Source organism: Halomonas sp. 3F2F, from assembly GCF_014897805.1.
GTDB lineage: Bacteria > Pseudomonadota > Gammaproteobacteria > Pseudomonadales > Halomonadaceae > Vreelandella.
In genome coordinates this window covers 66,824-86,744 of sequence record NZ_JABUZE010000011.1, presented here as the reverse complement: position 1 = coordinate 86,744, position 19,921 = coordinate 66,824, and the positions used below count along the sequence as shown (strand labels likewise).

Sequence of the window (19,921 nt, the reverse complement as noted above, 5' to 3'; positions counted from 1 at the left end):
CACGTATAGGGCGGAGTTACCCCTTGCTGTTAACCAAACATGCCTTTGAACATAAAGAAGAACAGAATAGCCAAACCAGCCCCGGCAGGTAGCGTAATCAGCCAGGACATGGCGATGGTGCCAATAACACGCAGGTTAAGCGCCGCCATACCCCGGGCAAGCCCTACGCCTAATATCGCCCCCACCAGTGTGTGGGTGGTTGAAATTGGCAGACCCGTGCCGGAAGCTAATACCACTGTGGTCGCGGCTGCCAGCGTGGCAGCAAAGCCACGGCTGGGAGTGAGTTCAGTAATACCGGTTCCCACGGTGGCAATGACTTTGTGGCCGTAAGTTACTAAGCCCACCACGATGCCAGCACCGCCCAGTACCAATACCCACCAGGGCACCAACGCAGAGCCTTCAATTTGGCCGCCAGTTTGTACCACGCTAATGACCGCCGCTAGCGGGCCAACCGCGTTCGCAACGTCGTTAGAGCCGTGAGCAAACGCCATGGCGCACGCAGTAAAGATCATTAATACGCCGAAGACCCGCTCAACATTGGCGTATCCAAAGTGATCGTTGGCATTTTTCTCAAACTTGATACGACGCTGCATCAACAGGCCTACACCCATGATCACAAGTCCTAACAAGATAGACAGCAGCAGGCTTTGACTAAAGGTCAGGTCTAGCCCAACGTGAGACAGACCTTTGGTTAGCGTGACCATCGCCACAATAAAACCAACCAAAAATACGTAGCCCGGCACATAGCGTTTGGCAGCCATAAAGGGATTATCATTTTCAAAAATCAGGTGGTGCACTGATTTGAACAGCACGAAGCCGATAGTACCCGCTAAAAGAGGAGAAACGACCCAGCTTGCTGCAATGGTGCCAACAGCGCCCCAATCAACCGTAGAGGCACCCAATCCCGCTACGGCAAAGCCCACAATGGCGCCTACAATGGAATGCGTCGTGGAAACCGGCCAACCTTTCATCGATGCTGCCAGTAACCAAGTACCCGCTGCTAGCAGCGCTGATAACATACCGTACACTAGTAACTGTGGATCTTCCTGGAGCAATTCTGGGTCAATAATGCCTTTACGAATGGTGTTGGTCACCTCACCACCCGCCAGCCATGCGCCTAAAAATTCAAAGACTACCGCAATCAAAATTGCTTGTTTGATGGTGATCGCTTTCGACCCCACCGAGGTCCCCATCGCATTGGCAACATCATTCGCGCCAACGCCCCAAGCCATAAAAAAGCCAAACAAACAGGCCAGGATGATAAAAATTTCACCGTGCTGGGCAATAATCTGCATGGGTACCCCTTAGCGTGCGGTCAAAATCTGTAGGCGGCTGCCCACGCGTTCAGCGCGATCAGAAACTTCACCGACCCACTCAATGATTTTGTAAAGGAAAATCACATCAACAGGCGGAAGTTGGCTTTCAAGCTCAAACAGTTGGCGACGTATCGCGATCTGCTGGCTGTCGGCTTGGTGCTCAAGTGTGTGCAGCTCACGGATCATATTCTGGATAACATCGGAAACATTGCGTCCAAAACCGGACTCAAGCAGCTCTTTCAGCTCTTCAAGCGCTTGGCGAGCCTGGGACACACACGCCACGCTGGTACGCATATAATCGCGCATGGGATCGGCCAGCTCATTGGGCACACGCATTTTACGCCCCAGCATAATGCCGGTAATGTCGCGCACCTTGTTGGCGATTTTATCCTGCACGCTGATAAGGTCGAGCAAGTCGGACCGCGAGACGGGAAGGAACATCGTATTGGGCAGGTTAAGCCGAAGCTCTGTTTTCAACGTGTCGGCGTCATGCTCTAAGCGGGTAACGTTTTCACGCAGTACAGCTGCGGTATCCCAATCACCGGCAAGCGATGCTTCGAAGAACGGCAACAGTTGGTCGGCACATTCATTGGCCTTGACGATGTGGGCCAGCAGCGGCTGGAATGGCGAGCGGCCAAACATCGCGGAAAAAGGGTTGGAGGTAACCATATAGCCTTTAGCCTGTTTTCGGGGAGCCTGGAAATGGCGGCGCCAGTATAAAGAGTGCGCTCGCCGCCGTCATGAAAAGTTCACAATGTCATGAAAAATTAATTGAAACGTCACAATACAAAGGTGGCTAATGTCATGAAAAATTCAACATCTACTGCTGATTCTGTTTCAGCGCCTACCGAAATAGAGCTTAAACTCGCCCTTGCGCCAGCTCAACTAAACACGCTGCTGTGCCACGCAGCACTAGCCGAAACACCCCAACGTCAACATCTGTCGAACACCTATTTCGATACCCCTGCGGGAGATATGGCGAATGCACGGATTGCCGTGCGCTTACGCCAAGTTGATGATCGCGTGCTGCAAACGGTGAAAACCGCCGGCCATGGTGGTGGCGGCCTTTCTACCCGACAAGAGTGGGAGTGGCAAGTTCCTAGCCCACAGCTTGACCAGCATGGCTTGGCCGCCCTTCCGCCGTTCAACGGTTCACTAGGCACCGTCATTTCCGCGCTACAACCTGCGCTGCGCACCGACTTTACCCGGCGCAGCTGGCAAATCGACTGGCAGGGCAGCCATATCGAGCTAGTGCTGGACGAAGGAGAAATTGTCAGCGGTGGTGCTCAAGCGGCTATTTGCGAGGTCGAGCTGGAACTCAAAGCGGGCGAACCAGAGGCGCTTTGGGCGCTAGCATTAACGCTCGCGGAAAGCGTACCGCTGCGCCCTTCGGATACCAGCAAAGCCGCTCGCGGCAATGCGTTAGGCGTGCAGCAGTGGGCGTTACCTGAAGCTGATGCACCGGCTGAATGGCTACACAGAGCCACAGTGGCGCTGGACGCCTACCACGACAGTGGTCTTGCGGAACACTTAACTATCGCACAGCAGGCATTAGCCACACTGGCGGCCCACCCGCAGTTGGATGATAGCTCCCGCCGCGATGCTCAGACACTGACCACAGCACTGACTGAAAATGGCCATCCAACGTCCGCTTATGGCGCTGCTGCGTTAACTCTGGCGCATCGCTTCGCCTATCAAACCACGTTACGCTAGAAACATTCAGCCCACTTCAGGATGTCGCGATGAGTTTTCAATTAACTCCCGGTGCAGAAGGACTGCGTGCTCGGCTTTTCCATATTATTTTCGAGTCCGATACGCCGGTAGCCAAAGGGTTTGATATTGCGCTGATTATCGCCATTCTAATCAGCGTGGCGGTCATTTTGCTGGACAGCGTAGATAGTTATTCCGAACGCTACGGGCACATTTTTTACTATGCAGAGTGGCTATTTACGCTACTTTTTAGCATTGAACTGGCGGTGCGGATTTACTGTTTAGAGCGCCCAACGATTTACCTCAAAAGCTTTTACGGTATTGTCGATGTGATTGCGATTATGCCAGCCTGGTTAGTCCTGCTGGTGCCTGGTGCGCACGGACTCGTCATCGTACGGGTACTGCGGGTGCTACGCATTTTCCGGATTTTGAGATTGATGGAGTTTATCGGCGAGGGGCGTTTACTACTCGATGCGCTTAAACGCAGTGTTCGTCAAATCCTGCTGTTTTTTAGCAGCATCATGATGGTCGTCATACTGTTTGCTGCACTGATGTACACCATCGAGTCACCAGAAGCCGGTTTTACCAGCATTCCTATGTCGATGTATTGGGCGATCGTGAGTATGACCACGGTAGGCTACGGCGATATTGTTCCCGCCACGTCGATAGGCAAAGCGATCACGATGATTCTGATGCTGTTGGGGTATTCGATTATTGCTGTGCCTACCGGGGTGTTTTCCGCCCAGGTTATCCGCTCTATTCGCGAAGACCGCTATTCAGAAGAAGCCTGCCCCGGCTGTGGCCATGACCGCCATGAAAAGCGCGCTCGTTACTGCCTGCGCTGTGGCACCTGGCTGGATGAAGACAGCGAAGACCCGCGTAAGAAAGCAGCAGACCAAAAAGAAAAAGATAGCCACGGGGGAGACGAAGACACAAACACGCCCCAGGACAGCTAACCCAAATAGCCAAACCCAGGGCGCGCAGTAATTCATTTAGGGAGATTATGTGATTGCTAGGCCGTTACGTTGATCAATCGGCGCTCAGATCGGCCTCGATAATAAACAGGCGGCCGCCATCCACAGTGTTGGCGTCCAGCATCTTCTGCTCAAGCTGACCATCGGTGGACCAGGTGGCGAAATCATCATCGTTCAGCACCCCCAGGCGTTGGTCATCAATCACCCATAGACCTTCCATTTTATCGTGGGGATAGTTGACTTCCGCCACCATATCCACCGCCAGAGACTTGCTCACTGGCTCAATTCCAGCGCTGGCCAGAGCGCCCCACCCCTGCTCTAGAACCACTTCTTCCAAGGTTTTGCCTGCCAAGGTTAGCCCCAGCTCGGCATCCTGTTTCAGGTCGCCGTTGGCTGAGACCGTTTCAAGATTGGTGCCCGAGGCAAGGTCAATGCGATAAACCTGCTTCTGAGCATCGGGCGCCGCAGCCTCAGCACCGTCGGGGCCACCGCTTAGAAAACGGCCATCTCGTTCAAGCACCAAAAACTCAGTGGCGCTCAGCGCAACAAGCTCCGAGTTGGAATTCTGGTTTTGCTCTTGGCGGTAGAGGTACTGTCCAGTCTCGCCCGAGTCCAGGTCCACTGTAACGATACGGGTGATATCCAGGTCTTTCACCGTACTGCCCGGGTTGTACAGAGTGGACTGCATAATACCTACCAGCGTTTTCTCATCCGGCGTGATAGCCAGCCCTTCCATACCTCGGTTGGCACGCCGATTGGCAAACTCTGCCGGCAGGTTCATCTCGACCCGGTCATCGTCGGCAAAGGGGTTGATACGACCGATTTCACGACCTTCGGCATCGAAGTGGACCATGTGCGGGCCATACTCATCGCTAACCCAGAAGGTGCCGTCCGATAGTGCCACCAGCCCTTCGCCATCCAGACCATAATCATCCAAGCGGATCGGATTAGTAACTTCATTATAGGGCTGGCTATCGTCCACTAGGATCGGTTGACCATTGGCATGGTAAGGGGTTTCACCCGTTCCACCGAGTGCCAAGCTGTTAGGCAGACCACTGATCTCGCTGCCATCAGGGCGCTTGAGCAGAGTGGTAGTAACCTGTTCGATCACACCGTTCGCTTGAAGCTCAAACAAGCCGATACGGGGCGTATAGTCCGGTGTCGGAAATATTTTCCCCTTGCCATAGTCACCAACAAAATTGGCATTGGGGCCGCGGTCAGTCAATGCATAGAAGCGCGTTGAATCCGTGGGATGAGCGGTCATTGCCGACCCAAAACCGCCATTACGGATCTCAAAAGCCTGCTGAGATTTGCCATCTAGTAGATCATCCCGTAATACGCTATGGGGAAGAAACACACCAGCGGCGGGGAAGCTGTCGAACACGGAGACATTGGCATCATCAGCGTTAGCGTTATCAGCACAGCCCACCAGTAGGGAGGACGTCAGTAAGGATGCCATAAAGAGCTTATGACGGTTCATTGGTTAGTTTCCTTATCGAATACAAGTTGACGCCCGTTGGCGTCTCAGCCGCCTCCACAGGCACAATTTCCAGCGTGACCCAGGGCAAGGCAAGTTACGAAAAGTCTAGTGGCAGGAATATCTAATGGGGGTAGCGCCGTCACAGCTGTCTAACTGAAACGCGCTCACACCGACAAGGTTCGATTTGTTATGGCATATCGCTATTGTTCACGGCCACCACGATAATTTAGTGACAACCAATGACAGGTGAATGACATGTTAGTGACTAGCGGCACGGGGACAACTTACGGGGTTAATAAGGAAAACGCCCTGGCTATTAACCAGGGCGTCTCCTCTATAGTAACGGCACGATGGAAGTGGTTACATTTTATTCGCTTTCAAACGGAGCTTCCCACGCGTTAAGCTCCGCGTCGCTCCAGCTTCCGTAACTGGCATTGGGGAAAACAATCCAGTCTTGACCAAAGCGCTCAGCGTGGTCGTTAACTAGGTCGCGCTGCTCTTCAAGACTTGCGTCGACAAAATCACCCGAGAAGTCATGCAGCGTATCGCCCAACTGCATCACCAACGTATGACTGTCTTCGACGATAGCGCGACGCTCAGTCTTGGGTGGGCCAAGTAGCATGACGCGCTCGTCAGATACCTGGGGAAGCTCTAATGCTTCCATAGTGGCCAGCGTATCCGCTTTATTTTCTTGGTAGCGATCCGACACATAGTAGATCGACACACCTTGCTCATCGGCAAATTCGAGAAAGTCTTTCGCGCCTGGGATCAAACGTGGCTCGCCCTCGCGCTCCCAATGCAACCAAGTATCCCAAGTAGTGAAGTCGTGGCAGGCCTGCATATCGCGCACTAGCAAAGCGCTATTATCGATGAGCGTCTCATCCACATCGGTAATGATGGCCAAATCGGCACCCTCACCATGCGCCTCAATTTGTTTTTCCAAGCGATAGGTCGCCAGCTCAAAGCCTTGGCGCTGTAAAGCAGTTATTTCTGCGGATTGCTGTTGGTAACGAAGCCCCATGGCGTACTCAACTTGATCACAAGCGCTAGCGTCGTCGGCTACTGCGTTCCCTGATAAAGGAAGTAGCGCCAAGCTTGCAAATGCGGTTGCAGTGGCAGCGTTGCGGTATCGAGATATCGTCATTAAGCAATCTCCTGTCAGTGATGGTTATCAGGTTAAGAGGGGAATCCCACACCATCCATCATTATTAATTATCAATAATAGACATAATCATCATAATTTATTTTTATTGGTCATTCAAATAAAAAAGATAGCGTGCTAAATGAATAAGTTGATACGCATATCATGTTCAACGATTTTTGTGGATTTTGGGTGATGAGGAGACAGGCGGGACGACAGCAACCCCCTCGTGACTTACCACCAGGAGGTTGCCAATACCAACTAGAGAATGGTGTTAACTCGTAAACGGCGTAATATCGCCGCGGCCTTCCCGCACAATTTTGGGCGGCAGCTCGCGCAGGTCAATCACACTGGTGGGGTCAAGGTGGCAGGCACCGCCGTCGATAATGGCATCAAGGTGTGAGCCGAAGCGGTCGCGAATCTCCTCAGGATCGCTCATTGGCAGGGTATCTCCTACCGGAATCAAGGTGACGCTCATCAACGGCTCACCCAACGCATCAAGCAGCGCGTGGGTAATGTGGTGATCAGGCACGCGCACGCCAATGGAGCGGCGCTTCGGGTGCAGCAACAGGCGCGGAACCTCTGTGGTGGCATCCAAAATAAAGGTGTATGGGCCAGGGGTATGAGCCTTCAGCAGCCGAAATACTGCGTTATCCACTTTCGCGTAAGTGCCAATCTCGGAAAGATCCGAACACATCAGCGTGAAATTGTGTTTATCGTCTAACGAGCGCAGCCATTTGATCTTTTCAATGGCTTTTTTTTCACCCAAGTGGCAACCCAGTGCATAGCCCGAATCCGTCGGATACGCGACCACACCACCTTTGCGGATAATATCTATCGCTTGATCAATCAAGCGTTTCTGCGGGTTTTCGGGGTGAATCTGAAAATATTGACTCATCGCTTGCTCCTGCCCTTGGGCATATCGTTGTCCATTTAGTTTCTAGGTTAGCCGATATGCGGTTTAAGACCCAGGACCTAACATACCACTGGGCGCATCGCGCAAATGAACTAAGCGCGGATGCTGCCAAATCGGCGGCGCAGCAGTGCGCGGTATTAAGCTCATACTACCGGGGGCGGCGTGGCTGCCAGGAAAATGAAAATCGCTGCCCATGGAGGCGTATAAATCGCGCTCCACTAATTGCCGAGCGAGATCGCGAGTGCTGTCTGGATTCTGCTGACCACTGACCAGCTCAACGCTCTGCCCACCTGCGGCTTGAAAGGTATCCATCAGCAAACCTCGCTTGCGCCGGGTAAGCCCATAGCGCAGCGGGTGCGCCAGCACCGCAACGCCGCCTGAGGCAACCACCCAGGCGACTGCGTCACTGATTTCCGGCCAATGAGCTTTTACATCGCCTTTTTTACCACTGCCTAAATAGCGCTTAAACGCGCCAGCCCAGTCATCAACCACTCCTTCAGCGACCAGCGCGCGGGCAAAGTCGGGCCTGCCTAAGGGGCGGTCGCTGCCTGCCTGGGCACGTGCCTTTTCGAGCGCGTCAGGTAAGCCCATTTTTTCCAGCCGCTCGGCAATCACTTCAGCACGTTTAATCCGTGCTTCGCGCTGCAGTGCAAGCCCTTCTACCAGAGGCCCCTGCAAGCCGCCGGGCATAAGCGCCACTACGTGGATATTAATTCCCTGCCAGCGCGTGGATAACTCACAGCCAGGCACCAGGCAAAGCCCTGCTTGCTGCGCCGCGATGTCAGCTTCTTCAATACCTTCCATGGTGTCGTGGTCTGTCAGCGACATGTGGGTAAGACCACGTGCAGCGCACAGCTTTACCAACTCGGTAGGAGTAAGCGCACCATCTGACGCGGTGGAGTGCATGTGTAAATCCACCGTATAACGCTGGTCGGCATCAAACACGCGGGGCAGGTTTACAGGAAGATAGTTCGCAGGAAGTAGGGGCATAAGCATGACGCCGTGTGGCGAGTTTGTCAGAATAGGGTGGTGTGAATAAAACAGGCACCCTGTTTTCCCTTAACGGTATACAGTCGCTCACCATGGTGCGCGCTTACAGGGGCGCGGTCAATTCAGTACGGAACAACCGTCCTAGCATTCAAGGAGTTATCCCCATGCTTTACGCTATTATCAGTGAAGATGTATCCAACAGCTTGGAGCGCCGTCTAGCGGCACGCCCGGATCACCTTGGTCGCCTGGAAAAGCTACGTGATGAAGGCCGTTTGGTTCTGGCTGGCCCCCACCCCGCTATTGATACCGATAATCCAGGCGATGCAGGCTTTAGCGGCAGCTTAGTCGTTGCCGAATTTGACAGCCTTGAGGACGCGCAAGCCTGGGCTGACGCCGACCCTTACATCATTGCGGGGGTCTATGCCAAGGTAATTGTTAAGCCATTTAAAAAAGTAATGCCTTGACCGATAGAGTCGAGTGTGAAGAGTCCGCCTTCTTTTTCACAGAGCCTGTGGAAAACTCTGTGAAAACTCGGCGGACGCTTTCCCCAAAGCTAGAGCTGATGCCCTTATCAACAAGTTGATCAATTTTTAACCTATCTTTAACACAAACTTCATCAGTACGGGGATACCCGCGTGACTCAACGCTCTACTGCCCTGCCCCCGCTCGCGGCGTTAACGGCTCCTTTACTCACTTGGAACGAGGCATCCCCCCATTCAGAGGCCTTCGACGATGTGTATTTTTCCAGGGAAGATGGCCGGGCTGAAACCGAGCACGTTTTCCTGGGGGCGAATCACCTTCCTAAGCGCTTTGCGGACTGGCAACACAGCCGCGCTTTTGTGATTGGCGAAACAGGCTTTGGCACCGGGCTTAATATGCTGTGCGCGTGGGACTGTTTTGAACAACACGCACCGAGCACTGCACGTCTTCATCTGTTATCCACCGAGAAATTTCCGCTTGACCGAGTGTCTCTTGAGCGCGCACTAAGCGCCTGGCCTTCGTTAGCAAATTATGCACAAGTGCTATGCGCCCAATGGCCTGAAGCCGTCAGCGGCATTCACCGTCTGCATCTCAACGAGCGAGTGACTCTCGATCTGCACTTTGGCGACACCACCGAACGACTGAAGCTACTCGACGGTCAAGTCGACGCCTGGTTCCTAGATGGCTTTGCTCCTGCTAAAAACCCAGAAATGTGGCAGCCTGAGCTATTCGAGGCCATGGCTGCACGCTCTCGCCCTGGGGCAACATTTGCCACGTTTACCTGTGCTGGTGTCGTTAAACGAGGGTTAAAAGCAGCAGGGTTTAGCTGGCAAAAGGTCCCTGGGTTTGGGCGCAAGCGGGAAATGTTAGCAGGCGATATCGACACACCGCCCAAAGACACTCGCCGCCAGTTAACACCCTGGTTCACGCCGCCTGCGGCAAGGCCAGCGAACCATGTGGCCGTCATTGGAGCAGGCATGGCCGGTTGCAGCGTGGCCGCAGCGTTAGCCAAGCGGGGAGTTCAGGTAACGCTCATTGAACGCGATGCACCCGGCGCTGGTGGCTCCGGCAATCGCCAGGGAGCGCTGTATGTAAAGCTAGCCGCGGAAACGAATAACCAAAGCCGGTTCTATTTATCAGGACTTCTCTACAGCCAGCGCTGGCTTAGCCAACGCCAGCGGGCGTCCTCCTCGTCACAGGAAACGCCGCTGTGGCAACCATGTGGCGTGGTACAACTGGCGTTAAGCGACAAAGAGACTGTTCGCCAGCAGCGCTTTATGGCACGCCACCCGCTGCCAGAAGCGGTGGTATCCGCTCAAACCGAGACGCTTGGCGAGCTGGCGGGTGTTCCGATCACAGCGGGGCACGGACTGTTTTATCCCCAGGCAGGCTGGGTGCGCCCCAAACTGCTCTGCGAACAGCTGCTACAGCACGTGAATATCACCTTGCACCAGGGGGAAGTGACAACCCTTCAGCCCGACGGTAAAGCTTGGCAGGTCGTGTTGGCCAGCGGCGAAACGCTGACCACTGATCACGTTGTGGTAGCCAATGCGTCGCTGGCTAACCACTTTGAACAAACCGCAGCGCTGCCGCTACAGCAGGTTCGCGGACAAGTGAGCGAAGTGAAGCTGCCCGAGGGCGTTCAAGGCCCGCAACGTGTGGTATGCGCGGGTGGCTATGTGTCGCCGCCAGTAGAAGGTGTGCTGACGTTTGGGGCCAGCTTTGTGCCTAATAATTCCACGAGCGACGTTACGACAGCAGACCATCAGCGCAACATTGATGAACTACGCCAAACACTGCCGGAATGGGTCGCCACCCTTGAAACGGCGGGCTTAACGCTAAGCCCCGACACGCTCGCAGGTCGTGCTGCGGTAAGGGCAGCCAGCCCTGACAAAAGCCCCTACGCGGGGCCAGCGCCCAATGCCGACGCATGGCAGCAGGATTACGCGGTGCTGCAAAAAGATGCTTCTAACGCGCCAGATACCCTAGGAGAGCACCATTCAGGGCTGTGGATATCTAGCGCACACGGCTCTCGGGGCCTTTCCAGCGCTCCACTCTGCGCCGAAATCATTGCCTCGCGAATGTGTGATGAGCCGATGCCGCTAGAGCTAACGTTAGTGGATCATTTACACCCTGGGCGACGGATTATCAGTGCGCTAGTACGCGCTCAGTAATCGCCCTCTTCCTCATCATCGGCAAGATCTCGCCCAAAGGAGCGCCATTGGGCGAGCGTCATCACCTCGGTCATTTCTAACTCAAGATCGTGAGCAATAATCAACTCGTGACGCTCAAGCTGCTGTTTAAGCTCGGCTACCCAGCCGCTCATACCTGCGCCGGTATCAGCTGTATCGTATCCTTGGCGTGTCACAAATGCTTCAAGCAAAGCATCCAGCGTTTCCGGCGGCAGCATGCGTGCTGGCACTTCAATAAAACGGCTCATTCACTCTGCTCCCAGGCAGCTAGACGCTCGATAAAGGTGGCTTCATCGATCACTTCAACGCCCAGTTGCTCTGCTTTGATTAATTTGCTGCCTGCGGCCTCGCCCGCTACCAAGCAGGTAGTTTTCTTGGAAACACTGCCGGCCACCTTAGCGCCTAACGCTTGCAGCCGCGCCTTACCTTCATCGCGGGTCATGCTGTCCATCGTGCCGGTGAGCACCCAGGTCTGCCCCTCTAAGGGTGTCGGGCCTTGCGTCACTTCACTCTCTTGCCAGGTGATGCCCGCATCAAGCAGTGCTTTCAGCGTTGCCAGATTATGCGGTTGACGGAAAAAAGTGTAAACATGGGCGGCGACAATCGGACCAACATCATTCACCGCTTCCAGCGCCGCTTGATCAGCGTCTTGCAAGGTCTGAAGTGTACCGAAGTAGCTGGCTAAATTTGCCGCTGTGGCTTCGCCTACTTCGCGAATACCCAAGGCGTAAATAAAACGTGCCAGCGTGGTGTGCTTGGCCTTATCCAGGGCATTTACCAAGTTGGTCGAGGACTTTTCCCCCATGCGTGGCAGCGTCTGAAGCTGCTCAGCGGTGAGATGAAATAAGTCTGCTGGCGTTTTCACCCAGTCCAGGTCCACCAACTGTTCAATCAGCTTCTCACCCAGCCCATCGACATCTAGCGCTTTACGGCTGGCGAAATGCTTCAGCGCCTCTTTACGCTGCGCGGCACAATAAAGCCCACCCGAGCAACGAGCGACCGCCTCGCCTTCCAGCCGTTCAATATCCGAACCACACACCGGGCAGTGCTCGGGAAAGGTAATCACGCGCGCCTGGGCAGGACGCTTGTCGATATCGACGCGTACCACTTGGGGAATCACGTCGCCTGCCCGACGAATGGCCACCGTATCACCAATCATGACACCTAAGCGGGTGATCTCATCTGCGTTATGCAGCGTAGCGTTTGATACCGTCACACCAGCAACGGTGACGGGCTCTAGCCTAGCAACCGGGGTAATCGCGCCAGTACGGCCTACCTGAAACTCCACATCGTTAAGGGTCGTGACTTCTTCCTGGGCAGGAAATTTAAATGCTACCGCCCAGCGTGGCGCCCGCGCCACAAAGCCAAGCTCCCGCTGGTGGCGCAGATCGTTTACTTTAATCACGACGCCATCGATGTCGTAACCCAATTGGTCTCGCTTTTCACCCAATTGCTCGCAGTAATCAGCCACCAGCTCAGGGCCATTGACAGTCCGAAGCTCCGTGCTGGAGCGAAAGCCCCATGCCTTAAGCCTTGCCATTTGCTGGCTATGAGTTGTCATTGGGCTACTGCTAAGCTCACCATCGCCAAGATTCGTCATATCGAGCCGGGCAACTTGATAAGCATGAAACTCTAATGGGCGCGTTGCGGTAACCCGCGGATCGAGCTGTCGCAGACTGCCAGCCGCCGCATTACGCGGGTTAGCAAATACCTTGCTGCCTTCTTCCCTCGCTCGATCATTGAGTGCTTCAAAGCCCGCATGGCGCATAATAACTTCGCCGCGTACTTCTAATAACGCTGGAATGTTGTCGCCCATTAGCTTTAACGGAACAGACCGCAAGGTGCGCAAATTCGATGTAATGCCTTCTCCGGTACGGCCATCGCCACGGGTTGCGCCACTGACCAGTACGCCCTGCTCGTACACTAACGATACCGCAGCACCGTCGAGCTTTGGCTCACAGCTAAACTCAACGCTATTAGCCTGACACTCCAAACGTTCAGCGACACGCTCGGCAAACGCAGTAATATCATCACGGCTAAATGCGTTATCCAAAGAAAGCATGGGAATCGCATGAGCGACTTCAGGAAACCCTTCCGCTGGCGTGGCCCCTACGCGCTGGGTAGGGGAATCCGGTGAGATTAAATCGGGATACTCAGACTCCAATTGCTTCAACCGCTGCAGCTTGCGGTCGTAATCTGCGTCGGTCAGCTTAGGTTCATCTAAGATGTAATAGCGGTAATTAGCGTCGTCCAAATCGGCACGCAGTTGGCTAATCTCTTCCAGCAGTTTTTTCTCAGGCTGACTCATTCAGTTGTTCCGGCATACAAAAACAGGTGTTTAGTAACAAAAACACCCGCCTTCCTTAGGAAGGCGGGTGTAAACGCAACGCGATGCTTAACGCGCTTGCAGTTGGCGCTGCAAGCGATGGCGACGTTCAAACTCATGAACGCGCTGCCTTGCAAACTCAATGGTTTGCGCCGTCATTACGCTACGGTTTTCATCTTTAAGCTCACCGCCCATATGGCGTACGACAACCATCGCCGTTTCGACCATCGCTTCAAACGCTGCTGAGCTATCTTCAGCGCCGGGCAGCGGCATCAGGAACGTAATACCAGGGGTCACAAACTCATCCATTTCTTCAATGGGGAACGTACCAGGCTTAAGTACATTCACCATTGAAAATTGCAGTTCGCTATCGAAGCTTTCTGTTTCAAAACGGTGAAAGACACCCATCTCACGGCTGTAGCGAAGACCGCAGGCCATGATTAGCTCAAGCAATTTACCGCCATCAAAACCTTCAGGCTCCCGCGAAAGCACACTGATCACGACCATTTCAGAAGCGTCGGTGAGTGCATCTCTGGCCCGCTCGCTATTAACATCGTGGCGTAACGCTTTTTCTAACGTCGGGTGTGTACGAACAACATTATCCCGATGGCCCGTTTCAGGCACATAATCGTCGTAGTCATCAACATCGTGATAACTCTCGTCGTGCGCAGAAATCGTCGGCTCATTATATTGCGCAGCCTCGCGCTCCGCGGCAGCGGTCATCGCAGCGGCCTCACGCGCTTCGGCTTGCTCTTGAGCAATACGCGCTTTTTCAGCGTCGGCTGCCTCTTTTGCTTCACGGCGCTGCTGCGCCTCAAGCGCTTTACGCTCGGCTTCAAGTGCTTTACGTTCTGCTTTTTGCTTGGCTAGTGCTTCCGCACGTTTCGCCTTCTCTGCTTTCTTACGCTCTTTCTCTTTACGACGCTCAATCAAACGACGTTTAAAGGAACGTCCAATGCCTTCGAAGTCGACCAAGCGGTATTCATCAACCTCATCGTCGTCTAGCTCTCTGTCTTCACCGGCAGTATCTGCACGTAGTTGACGCCGCTTGGGCGTGTCAGCAGCATGTTGTACTGCGTCTTCAGGTTCAACTCTTAGCGTCGGTTCTGCTTCTGCAGTCGGCTCAGCTGCAGCACTGGGCTCTTCCGAGGCGTTCTCGATTGAAGCATTTACGGTTGATGCAATTTGCTCATCAGTTCCAGCTGATACCGCCTCTAGGCGGCTGTTAGCTTCAAGATTTTCAGCTTCTTCGTATTGAGCCGTTGGCTGCTCTTTATCAACACCCACTTGCTGGCCTTGCTGGCCGCTAACGCCTGGCTCGTAATGCTCGGTTGGTTCAGATACTGGCTGTGAATCGTGGCTATCAGGGCGATAGGCTTCAGCTGTAGAGGCAAGCTTGCTACTCGTCGTTTGGCGAGTAGCATCTGTGTGCTGAGTTTTATTGCTAACAGTATTGCTGGGATTCTCATCAGCCATAAATATGCTAGGCTCCCGGCGCTCGGGTTCAGGAATTGCAGACATGCCTAACGTGTGCTCGGCTGAAGCAGTGTCTGGCTGAACGGATGTATGACTCGTCGACGTGGGATGACCGACAGCAGAAGGCGGTGCATGTTTTCGAGGCTCATTTTTCCGAGACCACGAAAAATGCGCATTGGCTTTTGACTTGGCCGAACTGGCAGAGTTGGAAAAAGAACGGCGAAAATCAGACAGTACTTTGGAAGGCCCTGGGTGCTCTTGGCGTTCCAGCTTAGGTTTTTGACCAAGGTTACTGTAGTCAGCAGGCTTAACGACCCGAGCACCACCGTTAGGCAGCTCCCAGTTTATTTCCGCTTCTTTGACTTCATCATTAAATTCTTCGAATTTAGCGGCTGGCAAGTCTTTGACTGCTTGATCCAGACGGGGCACACGGCGTTGGCGCTGAAGCCTTCGCACACCGTCAACGACGATGAGCGAAACCAGTGCCAGTCCTAGAATGATTAACCACTCTCTTAATTCCATGTCGAGCATTCCATGGGTCAATATACCGGTTGCAAAGGCGCAATGCCTTAATGACGTAACATATCCGAAATTAGCTAATTATCATCAAGCATAGCGCGGTTGCTACGAAAAGGGCCACTTTTTGCAGATTTTCACGCTTTAACACCCCTATAAGGTGTGTTTTAGGCCAAATCTTTGACTATATCAACTAAGAAAAGTGCCATTTTAGCGCTAATTTATCCCGACAGGACACATCGTCACATCATCGTCTGCTTTCTACAGGGAGAATTTCGCTCCCTTGCTCGCCTTTTCACACCGCAATATGACAAGCCCACATTCAAACTTACGTAACGAAACGCCACTGCTCTTCTGCCAAATTGCCCAGCCAACTGCTGTTCGATCAAAAGCTATTCTGTTACAAACCTATCTTACAAACCTGCCTCACCAAAAAATCCGTCGTAACAAACAGCATTTAATAGCTAATGAAATCATAGCATATATGTTTTAAACCCTTAACTAACGCTGTACAAAGATAATGAAAGTTCACATTCCAGATTTGTCCATTTTAGATCGACGAACATGCTTAGCGGCACGATACGCTTTAGCAGAAGCAGCCCCCCAGCGTCATGATCAAAGCAGTTAATCAGAAACTGAGAAAAAATATAAATCACTGATCAACAATGAATTTTATAATCAAAAGATAAAGAAAGAAACGCTATTAATAGCCACTAATGAGCATACTCTGGGATAGCTAAGCAAAAGCAGCACGACTCATTATCCATTCAACTCACAACCCGTCACAGGCTTCCTCATCCACCATTTTTGCATATTTCCCGAAGCATTTAAGGGGTGAAAATTCGTTTTGTTCGCCACCATTGGGGCCTCAAACTTGCCGAGAAAGCACTTAATCAACCAGCGCTGCAGCCTCATCAATCCCTACCGAAACAAGCCTGGACACACCAGGCTCCTGCATGGTGACACCCATCAATCGTTCGGCCGCCTCCATAGCAATTTTATTATGGGTGATATAGATAAACTGAACACTTTCCGACATTTCTTTAACAAGTTTGGCGTAGCGCCCTACGTTGGCATCATCCAGCGGGGCATCGACTTCGTCCAACATACAGAAAGGCGCGGGGTTCAACTGGAAAATTGCGAAAACCAACGACAGTGCAGTTAACGCCTTTTCTCCCCCTGAGAGTAGGTGAATAGTACTGTTTTTCTTACCTGGCGGCCGCGCCATAATTGCCACACCGGTTTCCAGCAAATCATCCCCGGTAAGGGTTAGCCAAGCAGCTCCCCCACCGAAAACCCGTGGAAATAGCGTTTGTAGACCCGTATTAACCTGGTCAAATGTTTCTCGGAAGCGAACGCGAGTTTCCTGATCGATACGTTTAATCGCACGCTCTAACGTTTCTAATGCTTCGGTAAGCTCAGCATGCTGAGCCTCCAAGTAGTTACGCCGTTCGGCTTGCTGATCGTACTCTTCGATCGCCGCAAGGTTAATGGCGCCTAAACGGCGAATCTTATCTGTGGTGTTTTCCAACCGCTCCTGCCAAGCAGTTTCGCTGGCGTCGCTAGGCAAGTGCTCTGCTAGAGCATCGGGATCATGGCCTAGCTCTGCTAATTGCTCATCTTGGGTAGCCGCTTTCAGCGCCAGCGCTTGTACATCCATACGCCGCTGCTGTAACTGTTCACGACTTTGTTCCAAGTTGCGCTCGTGCTGCTGGCGAGCCAGCTCGTCGTTGCGCAGCTGCTCTGCCAATGCCTGAGCTTGCTGGCGGGTATCATTCAGACGCCGCTCCTGCTGCTCGCGCTGGTGTAGCAACTCCTCTAATTCTTCGGCAGCCAATTCGTCTGGCTCTACCAGCATTTCTCGTGACTCTTCTAACTCAGCAATACGCAGCGAAAGGCGCTCTTCACTATCGCTACTACGACTTTGCTGGGCTCGCAGGCTATCCCGCTCAGCGTTCAATCGCTCTCGCTCTAGCGCCAACGCCTGCTGACGCGCCTTCATGGGAGCATGTTGTTGATTTAACTGGTCACGCTGCTCACGTTGGCGACTGCGCTGTTCAGCGCTGGTTTCACGGGCTTCGGCAGCAGCTTCTAACTGTTCCATCGCAGCATGCCATCGAGCACGCTGCTCTTCTAAAGTGAGCGTTAACTCCGCCTCATCCTCTTGTAGTTGGGCGAGTTCATCATCCAACTCAGTGGCGCGGCTCTCTAAATGTTCCAGGCGCTGAGCTAGCCGCTGCTCTTTCACCGCAAGCTGTTGGAGCGAAGCAGCGTGGGCACGTTCTTGCTCGGCCTGCTGCTCACGGGTTTGCTCTAGCACTTCAATGGCTTCGCTAGCGGCTTCGCACTGCTCATCCAGCAACGCTAACGCGTCTTCATCCTGGGTAAGGCGGGCGTCTAATTCGTCAAACCGACGGCGTGTCACCAGCAGTGCATCAACACCTTCACCATTGGCCTGTTGGTGCAGCCAGCCGCGTCCACGCCATACGCCTTCGCGGCTGACAACACTCTCTCCAGGCGTCAAATTACCTAGTAGTGTCTCAGCATCTTCGTTCGTTTCTGCGAAGTGAATACTTGCTAACCATTCGCCTAACGCACCTGCCCCCGACACCAGCGAATCCAAGCGCTGCGCGGATGTCGCTGGCCGCTCAGCCTGGTCGATTAAGCACCAATCAGTGGCTAGGGCATTAGGCAGCGCGTTTAGCTGGTTCGCAGACACTAAACGGGCATTTAACCACGGCGCCAGCAGCCAGGAAATCACTCGCTCCCAGCCAGATGTAACACTAATCGCTTCACCAAGACGTGGCGCATCGGCTAAGCCGTGAGCCGCTAATGCATCGCTCAGATCTGGGTCGTGATCAGCCAAGGCGGCATCAATTAACGCCTTCAATGACGCGAGTTCGCCTTGATGTTGACTTAGTTCAGCACGCTGCTGATCACGCGCCTGGGTGGCCTGCTGATAAGCGGCTTTGGCATCGCTATAGCGCTGTTGCCAATGGTCACGTTCGGTTTGAAAGGCTTCAGCGCGCTGTTCAGCCTCTTCCCGCTGGGCTTGGCATTCAGCGTGTTCATTGCGCAGTTCAGCGACATCGGCAAGTTCGCCACGCTGCTGACGGCGGCGCTGGTTCTCCGCCTGCATACGCGCAATACGCTGCTCTAAATCGCGTAATTGGTCTTGGCTACGGTCCGCTTCCCGACTGGCATCGCGCCAGTGATTTTCTGCATCGGCCCACTGCTGTTCGGCAGTTTCAAGAGCAGGAGTCGCATCCGATAAGGTTTGCTCAAGTGTTTCTAGCTGCTCTTCAAGGGCTTCATGCTCTGGTAGCAAGTCCTCTAAACGAGCCTCTATCGCGCCAAGTCGCTCTTGATCGCCTTCGCTGACTCGGCGCTGTTCATCAAGGTCGCGGCGCGCCGTTGCTATATCGCTCGCCAATTGAGCTTCACGACTGCGGCGATGCGCCTGATCCTGCTCCAAGCGGGCAATCCGGGTGGTGGTTTCAAAAAACTGCTGCTGGTGGCGTTCTAGTACATCGGCAAGTTCATCGTGCTGTTCGCGCGCTTGTTCCAGGCGCGTTTCACACTGACGTACGCCAAATACGTCTTTCTCAACCGCAATTTCCAGCTCGCGCACTCGGCTTTCTTGGTGAGATTGCTCAGCACGCAATGCGCGTCCGCGTACTAACGCCAGCTCGCCTTTTAGCCGGTACTCCTGCTGCTTTAACTCTTGGTAGCGCTTGGCTGCTTCTGCCTGACGTTTAAGGCGTTCGAGCTGTTTGTCCAACTCTTCACGGATATCATCCAGGCGTTCCAAGTTCTCCTGGGTGCGGCGCATACGGTTTTCGGTTTCCCGGCGACGCTCTTTATATTTTGAAATGCCCGCAGCCTCTTCCAGCGTGGCACGCAGGTCATCGGGGCGTGCTTCGATTAGCCGTGAAATCATCCCCTGGCCGATAATGGCGTAAGAACGCGGGCCTAAACCAGTGCCCATAAACAGATCAGCGATATCTCGCCGACGACACTTTTGACCATTAAAGAAGTAATTGGATTGGCCGTCGCGGGTGACTAAGCGCTTTACCGCAATTTCTGAGTACTGCGCGTAAACGCCCCCCATGCCACCATCGCGGTTATCGAATTTGAGCTCGATAGAGGCTTGGCTGATCGGCTTACGACCGGTGGAGCCGTTGAAGATAACATCAGCCATCGATTCACCGCGCAGGGTTTTAGCTGAGGATTCCCCCATTACCCAGCGCACCGCATCGATGATATTAGATTTGCCACAACCGTTTGGCCCAACGATGGCGGTCATATTGCCATCGAAGGGCACCGTTACTGGATCGACAAAAGACTTGAACCCAACAAGACGAATAGAGGTTAAGCGCATTGCGACCCTTAGCTGCAGTTGTT

The 19,921-nt window shown here is 53.6% G+C and carries 14 protein-coding genes; 4 read left to right on the top strand and 10 right to left on the bottom strand.

Annotated features, from left to right (window positions below; translation table 11 throughout):
• Nucleotides 1-29: 29 nt before the first annotated feature.
• Both INT21_RS01170 and INT21_RS01165 read right to left on the bottom strand, forming a co-directional pair.
• Nucleotides 30-1,295 (bottom strand): inorganic phosphate transporter, encoded by a 1,266-nt coding sequence (locus INT21_RS01170; RefSeq protein WP_193061491.1) that lies wholly within the window; start codon nt 1,293-1,295, stop codon nt 30-32.
• 9 nt (nt 1,296-1,304) lie between these two features.
• Nucleotides 1,305-1,985 carry a TIGR00153 family protein gene (locus INT21_RS01165; RefSeq protein ID WP_089039040.1) on the bottom strand — a complete coding sequence of 227 codons (681 nt, stop codon included), beginning with the start codon at nt 1,983-1,985 and terminating at the stop codon, nt 1,305-1,307.
• A 135-nt stretch (nt 1,986-2,120) separates the two neighbouring features.
• On the opposite strand from INT21_RS01165, the gene INT21_RS01160 reads away from it, so the two are divergent.
• Together INT21_RS01160 and INT21_RS01155 are read left to right on the top strand one after the other, a co-directional pair.
• On the top strand, nt 2,121-3,029 hold the full coding sequence (locus INT21_RS01160; RefSeq protein WP_193084751.1) for a CYTH domain-containing protein: 909 nt from the start codon (nt 2,121-2,123) through the stop codon (nt 3,027-3,029).
• A 29-nt stretch (nt 3,030-3,058) separates the two neighbouring features.
• A complete protein-coding gene (locus tag INT21_RS01155; RefSeq protein WP_193084750.1) occupies nt 3,059-3,982 on the top strand; it encodes an ion transporter in 924 nt (307 codons plus the stop codon).
• A 73-nt stretch (nt 3,983-4,055) separates the two neighbouring features.
• On the opposite strand, the gene INT21_RS01150 is transcribed toward INT21_RS01155, so the two are convergent.
• The 4 genes from INT21_RS01150 to INT21_RS01135 all read right to left on the bottom strand — a co-directional run bounded on the left by INT21_RS01150 (nt 4,056) and on the right by INT21_RS01135 (nt 8,527).
• Nucleotides 4,056-5,480, bottom strand: coding sequence for an esterase-like activity of phytase family protein (locus INT21_RS01150; protein ID WP_193084749.1), 1,425 nt, complete (start codon nt 5,478-5,480; stop codon nt 4,056-4,058).
• Between the two features lie 367 nt (nt 5,481-5,847).
• A complete protein-coding gene (locus INT21_RS01145) occupies nt 5,848-6,624 on the bottom strand; it encodes a 5'-nucleotidase, lipoprotein e(P4) family (protein ID WP_089039044.1) in 777 nt (258 codons plus the stop codon).
• A 271-nt stretch (nt 6,625-6,895) separates the two neighbouring features.
• Nucleotides 6,896-7,519: an L-threonylcarbamoyladenylate synthase gene (locus INT21_RS01140; protein ID WP_193061495.1), complete on the bottom strand. Its 624-nt coding sequence runs from the start codon at nt 7,517-7,519 to the stop codon at nt 6,896-6,898.
• 63 nt (nt 7,520-7,582) lie between these two features.
• Entirely contained in the window at nt 7,583-8,527 is a 945-nt protein-coding gene (locus INT21_RS01135) for a PHP domain-containing protein (protein ID WP_193061496.1), read from the bottom strand.
• Nucleotides 8,528-8,691: 164 nt separating this feature from the next.
• On the opposite strand from INT21_RS01135, the gene INT21_RS01130 reads away from it, so the two are divergent.
• Nucleotides 8,692-8,991, top strand: coding sequence for a YciI family protein (locus INT21_RS01130; RefSeq protein ID WP_038481742.1), 300 nt, complete (start codon nt 8,692-8,694; stop codon nt 8,989-8,991).
• 171 nt (nt 8,992-9,162) lie between these two features.
• On the top strand, nt 9,163-11,181 hold the full coding sequence (mnmC, locus tag INT21_RS01125; RefSeq protein WP_193061497.1) for a bifunctional tRNA (5-methylaminomethyl-2-thiouridine)(34)-methyltransferase MnmD/FAD-dependent 5-carboxymethylaminomethyl-2-thiouridine(34) oxidoreductase MnmC: 2,019 nt from the start codon (nt 9,163-9,165) through the stop codon (nt 11,179-11,181).
• Here the strand turns inward: mnmC and INT21_RS01120 are convergent.
• The 4 genes from INT21_RS01120 to smc form a co-directional block, all read right to left on the bottom strand.
• Entirely contained in the window at nt 11,175-11,447 is a 273-nt protein-coding gene (locus INT21_RS01120) for a YheU family protein (protein WP_193061498.1), read from the bottom strand. The genes mnmC and INT21_RS01120 overlap by 7 nt on opposite strands.
• Nucleotides 11,444-13,507 (bottom strand): NAD-dependent DNA ligase LigA, encoded by a 2,064-nt coding sequence (gene ligA, locus INT21_RS01115; RefSeq protein ID WP_193061499.1) that lies wholly within the window; start codon nt 13,505-13,507, stop codon nt 11,444-11,446. The genes INT21_RS01120 and ligA overlap by 4 nt, the downstream gene beginning before the upstream one ends.
• 87 nt (nt 13,508-13,594) lie before the next feature.
• Nucleotides 13,595-15,523, bottom strand: a complete 1,929-nt coding sequence (locus INT21_RS01110) for a cell division protein ZipA C-terminal FtsZ-binding domain-containing protein (RefSeq protein WP_193061500.1) — start codon at nt 15,521-15,523, stop codon at nt 13,595-13,597.
• An 883-nt stretch (nt 15,524-16,406) separates the two neighbouring features.
• Nucleotides 16,407-19,898, bottom strand: coding sequence for a chromosome segregation protein SMC (gene smc / locus INT21_RS01105; RefSeq protein ID WP_193061501.1), 3,492 nt, complete (start codon nt 19,896-19,898; stop codon nt 16,407-16,409).
• Nucleotides 19,899-19,921: the final 23 nt, after the last annotated feature.